The 5,779-nt window shown below is 53.7% G+C and carries 5 protein-coding genes; all 5 read right to left on the bottom strand.

What is annotated here, in order from left to right; translation table 11 throughout:
* A partial coding sequence (locus ACR0IK_RS24155; protein WP_480595140.1) for a sugar phosphate nucleotidyltransferase occupies positions 1–91 on the bottom strand: 91 nt, incomplete at its 3' end.
* Positions 92–210: 119 nt separating this feature from the next.
* Positions 211–942: a metallophosphoesterase gene (locus ACR0IK_RS24150; RefSeq protein ID WP_480643656.1), complete on the bottom strand. Its 732-nt coding sequence runs from the start codon at positions 940–942 to the stop codon at positions 211–213.
* Positions 943–1,057: 115 nt separating this feature from the next.
* A complete protein-coding gene (locus tag ACR0IK_RS24145; RefSeq protein WP_480643655.1) occupies positions 1,058–1,579 on the bottom strand; it encodes a hypothetical protein in 522 nt (173 codons plus the stop codon).
* Between the two features lie 393 nt (positions 1,580–1,972).
* Entirely contained in the window at positions 1,973–2,797 is an 825-nt protein-coding gene (locus ACR0IK_RS24140; protein ID WP_480643654.1) for a hypothetical protein, read from the bottom strand.
* A gap of 74 nt (positions 2,798–2,871) precedes the next feature.
* Positions 2,872–4,728: a galactosyltransferase-related protein gene (locus ACR0IK_RS24135; protein WP_480597240.1), complete on the bottom strand. Its 1,857-nt coding sequence runs from the start codon at positions 4,726–4,728 to the stop codon at positions 2,872–2,874.
* Positions 4,729–5,779: the final 1,051 nt, after the last annotated feature.

The raw sequence follows: 5,779 nt of genomic DNA, 5'->3' as shown, positions 1-5,779 counted from the left end.
GAGACACAAATTGTTTAGGATAGCTCTTACGCGACAAGGGCCACAAACGGGTTCCAGAACCTCCGCAAAGGAGGATGGGCGTAATCAACATCGTATGCTCTAAATCCGATCTAATTAAGATCGGTTCTATTCAATGTGACTTGCCATGACAATGTTTTGCACAGTAGCGGTCTGAAAAAGGTCCAATGCTGCCTTATTGCGGTCAGAGCTTCAGGGACGCGCCGTCAGGAACCTGGGCTCAGTTCCGTCCAGGCAGACCGCGCTCAGTACGCCTGTCGCAAATGCGCCGGTATCGATGGAAATACGCCCCTGCCGCGTTCCGGCGGTTCCAACGATTGTGTGCCCATGCACAACCCAGACACCATCGCGCCTGACCTTTGACTGAAACGACGGGTGACCCCAGACAAGGGCCTTGTCCGATTGCGCCTCGGGTGGGGCATCAGGATCGGCACCAGCGTGAACAACCAGCACATTGCCCGACATATCCCAGGTCTGCAATTCGGAAACCCACTGGCACAGCGCACCGCCCATCGCCTCCTGCAGCCTGTCGCGACAGTCCGTCAATTCGTCACCGTTCATCTCGGATCGGGCCCCGCGCACACCGAAGGAGGCCAGGGTCTGCAAACCGCCATTGCGCAGCCAGCGCGGGCCTTGCCCTTTGGGATCCCGCAAGAACTGCAACAACATCTCTTCGTGATTGCCCATCAGACAGGTCAGGTCCGGGCGGGCGCTAATCAGGCGCAATACCTCGGCGCTGTGCTCGCCGCGGTCGATATAGTCGCCAACCAAAATGATACGATGGCCCTGCGGAACACCGGACAACAGTTTTTCCAGCTGAACGATACAGCCGTGCACATCACCGATCACGCAAAGCGGAGCGTCCGGGTTCGGAAGCAGGAAGGGTTCTCGCCGCCCGAACCGTTTGAAAAGCGATGTCAACACGATGCGATGGTCTCCTGACTGGTGGGCCGCAACAGGTTCCGGCGGGGGCAATCTGGTGTCGGTTTTTTTGATCCGGACGTGATACCCTTGCGGTGAACTCTGGGCAAGCCCAGCCTCAGGCGGTCCGGCATGCTGGCACGCCCATGCGTATGAGTTCACTGCCTTTTACCTTGTGGACACCGTTGATGCGATTGCGCGCAGTGGTCATGAACCATGATTTCAGTGGTTCCGGATAGTACTCGGCCATGACCTTACTGAAATAGTCGAAATCCTCGGGCGCTAACCTACGGCCGCTACGGGACGGGCCATGAAAACCAAAAGTCGTATCGGGATCAACACAGGTACCGGGCAGCCCCAGAAACATCGTGCATGTTGAATAGCAGACGCGCCCGCGTATTTCGACCTGGATACCGTTGCGCTCAAGGTTTTCCAGCTCAGCCAGACGGTCATGCAAGTACCCACCGCGGTCGCTGCCCACGACAAACAGTTGCTGTGCCTCGACACGTGACGGAGCACTCACGGTAGTTGTCAGCGCGGTAACCGCCAACAGCGCCGTCAAAAACCGGACGGCACCACGGGTGGAGGATTTTCCGACACGCAGAGACGCCATGGTAAAACAGTTGAACAGGCTCAGCATGGTCGTTTCTCCAGCTCCAGGACTTTCTGGATCAGGACTAGAGAATTGCGATGCCTCGACTGTGTGCTGCTTGTGGCAAAACTTGGTCTTAAACTAAGGTTTTAATATGGTTTTTACGTAAAATTTCCGTTTCCTGTGCGTGCGCAGATTTGCCTGCGCGGAAACGCTTCACAGTATCAAATGAGACTTTGGGTAGTCGTTGGTTTTGACACTTACAGCCCGCACCGTGACCTGCGTATCTGCTCACGCGTAAAGGCGCAGAGAGTCAAACTCGTAGGTAGCTTGAAATGGTGCGCTCAGAACCATACTGGCCCTGAAATGTGCCAATGATCCGGCGCGATACGCAGGGAAAATTCGGCTATGGGCTTCACCCGCTGGGCAGGCTGTTCTTGACTAGCTGGATTTCATTCGGCGTTTAGTTCGTCGCTGCAACCGCCAAAGATCTCTCCAGTAAGACGTCTGCCAGGGCGCGCTCAGGGCAACCTTCCACCACTTGCGTTGCTCTTGAAACAGCTTGTTTTCATAGTCCTTTTTCAAATAGCGCTTGGGCAACGCGATATGGATGTTGGGTGCAAGATTTTGAGCGTCGGCGGAGCTACCGGAATTGTTGGGCATCAGCATTGCGGCGGTTTGCATCGCCAGCAGACGTTTCAAACTCACATCAAGCGTCGAGGGGTGCACATAGTCAATGACCGGACCGGCACCATTGCCGCCGGCTTCCGCCCAGGCGTCGCCCAACTCGGTATTTGTGAAAACAACCGTGCTCTGCAGGGATTCCCAATCGCTGTAAAAACTGTTCCAGACCGCCGGGCGCACGACGTCGCACAACATAAACCCTTCGGCAAGGAACAGCATCGCCCAAAAGCTTGGCCAGGCGATCAACAGATCCTGTACGTCCTGTTCTGTCGCAGAAACCGGTGTGAAGACCACGATGTCCGCGATCTCGGTGATCAGGCTGACGCTGTACTCAGCTTCGCTCAGACTGGCTGCGGGCAGCCCCTTCGTGACGTGGACGATGCGAAGACCTTCAGCGGTTTTCTGGAACTGCGCAAGTTTGCCAAACGTTGCATGGGTGACCTGCGCTACACCGTTCAACCTGTAGGCATCGCACCAGTCGGATTGTTTCCGGCCGCCCAGAACGATAACTTCACTTACTTGTTGCTTGCACGCTGAAATGACACTCTCAACGGCTAAGCTCCTTGTTTCACTGTCATTCATTCAGGTTTACACTCTGGCGGATTTATTTCGTATGTATTTCGACTTGGACGCATGTCCGAAGGTTCGAAGCGACATTAAAAATGTTGCCCCGATATCTCTAGCTTCTGGTTTTGAGACATTGAATGGGCGATTTCGGTGAATGAGCTCCAGTTGCTGCCCAACAAAAGCGGCGCCCGGGACAGCAAAATCACATCGGCAAGCGCATATTTGAGCTGCATTTCCGAGCGGTCGTACACCGTCCGTGGCAGGCTGGACACGCGATCTTTGTACTTTGCGGCAAATGCGCCATAGGATTCCGAGTTGTCCGAAGCCAGAAAAATTGTCGACTTGGCGGAAGATTCCAGCAACTCATCGATGCGCTTAAAGAAAAAGCCATAATGAGATCTGCTTCGGGCGCGTCTGGCAATCTCGTCTTCCGATTTGGACCAGTCACCGGGAACGTCACCATGAGGATCCGTGGCAGCGCCACCATTCATTCGGACGTGGACGGCGATATCGTTCGGATTTCTGACGGAATTGATCATATCCTGAACATCCGCACTTGGTTGAAGAGCGCGCAGGAAATCTTTTTCAAGCTCGTCATAGGGCGCTCCAAAGGTGAACCTGTAGGCGGACTGGATGACAACGTCACGATTGGCGTGGACAAGCGAACTGGAATCAAAGGCATCCCGGAACGCCTTGCTCATCAGATCGACTTCCAACGCGTTTTCCGGGTTGTTGTCGCTGGTTTCCTCGAGAGCGCCATCAAAATCAAACAGCGACGTAAAACTGCAATCACAATGCTCGTCAGGTACCCAACGGACAACGAGGTCCCGGTCATGCACTTGTGCGAATGCAGCCCCCGAAGCAATCGCGCGCAGTCGATTGCCCAGCCCATGCTGAGCATCAACGATAAGTTTCGGCTTGTGGTGGCTGTGTCCAATCGGAACCGAAACTTCGTCATTTTTTTCAACGGATTGCAGAGGCCCGCTGCCGAGAGCCGCGATCGCGTCCTTCAGAGAGCGGGTCATCAGCGCATAGTCCACGGCCTCTCGGGACGCAGTGATTTTAACGCCATCGAAGACATCCTGTATCGCACCAATTGCGGCTTCGGCCCGCTCCAGCCGCGTCCCGATCAGGTTTGTATCTACGCCAAACGGGTGAGTTCGCCGCATCCGAATATCGCCACCTGAATCGCCCAACAGCCGGAAACCGGCCATTGGGCTACTGCTGTCCCAGGGCGCGGATGACAAGGCAGTTTCACGGTTCAAAGAGATCCAGAACTGCGGGAATGCCTGTACCTCATCCCAGCCGGTGACCGGTTTGCTCTTGGGGCGGTCGATGCGCCTTGTGTCGGAATGGTCGATATGGCGAATGGTGTCGGGATCGACATCCACCCTTTCAACGCCAGAGTCCGTCAGGCGGTCGTACAGATCGTCGTCATCCCAGCCATAAGTCACAATCCGTTCGTTGAACCCGTTCACAGCCATCAGGTCCTCGCGACCAACAACGAAGAATCCGTTTACGTGGCTTTGGCCCGATTCTGCCTGCCGCCAGTTTCCCGCGGTCAGTTTCCCGACACCCATGGAGTTTCGGTTGAAAAACTCGACGTTGAGGATGATGTCGCTGTCAACTTTGACAATCTTGTCTTTTGTCGTCGCCCGGAAACCCACATTGTAGGCATGGGAGAGGATCCATGACCCTTCGTCTTCAACACGAAGAATACGGACGCGAGGGTCGCGAATCCCGGTCTGTTCGAGGGTAATCGCAACCGGAATTTCGGAACTCCAGTCCACGATGATAATCTCGTCGATCTCTTGGTGCACCAACCATGTCGGAAGGGTCTGCACCAGATGGTCATTTCTGTTCATGCAGCATGTAACAAGCGAATAACCCGGCTCTATCGCGGCGTCCGGCTCAAATTCTTTTCCGGCTTCTTCGAATTTGGGCATGTCCTGCCAAATTTCCGGGCGATTCAGTACTTCACTGTAAATGGACGCCACTACCGCAGGGGATTTGGCGTTGCGAACTGAGAGCTGCGTTCTGATCACACTGCGAAATGCGTCCGCAGGCCGAGCCGTGCTGGATTTGTCGTTTGATGCTATTGCATCGCAGAGGTTTGCAACTATGTCCTTGGAAGATTGCATTTCTTTCCCAGTTCGAGATCTTGATAAACTACGACATCCAAATTACATCAGTGTCGCTCGTGACTTACCATCCTAGATTGTATTCAAAAATAGCCTTGGCACCGAGTACCTGTTTGCCTGAGCGTGTCAATCTCCAATGGTAGTAAGTTTTTAGGACGGACCCAAGAACGCAACATCTATGAGCGGCGTTACGCCTGAATCATGCCATTGACAAGGTGCGTGAGTATCCCGTCACCCTGTAAGAAAGCAGAGCGCCGCCAAGACCGTACCGGACTGACCACCATTGCGCTTTCTAAAGAATCTAGGTTTGGTCCAAATAGTGACCACCAATATCCACGTACAAAATTGCACATAATTCCAGAAACTTAACTGGTTTCTCAAGGAAACAACAGCCGTGACATTCGGTTTTCGCCGCTGGTCGCGAGCTTTGTTAACCGTTCAAAATCGATAGCTGGAACCTCGCAGCCCACAAATCCGGAAGGTTGAAGCAATTGTTGACCAAAGAACCAAATTGAACACGTGCATGTCGTATGAGCGAAATCGAGCCGATACGAACACGGACCGCGTCTGACACTGTTTCGGTGTAAATCAACTGGTCCATTTGACTGTTTGTAGTTTGAACGTTCTGTTTGTGATTTTGGTTTTGGTTATAGGATTGGTTATAGGAATTGCGCCTCTGGCGTTCAGGTTATGATCCTGGCGAAGTTAAGACGTTAAGCAATTGATCCAGTGGATCAATTGTAGTGTGAACGGGCTGCTTTGATATTTTCCGACCGTTTAGTTTGGTTGCGGGAGCAGGATTTGAACCTGCGACCTTCAGGTTATGAGCCTGACGAGCTACCGGGCTGCTCCATCC

Source organism: Ruegeria sp. BF7, from assembly GCF_056538605.1.
Note: the sequence above shows the minus strand (reverse complement) of the source record. Positions and strands in the feature narration are given on the sequence as shown.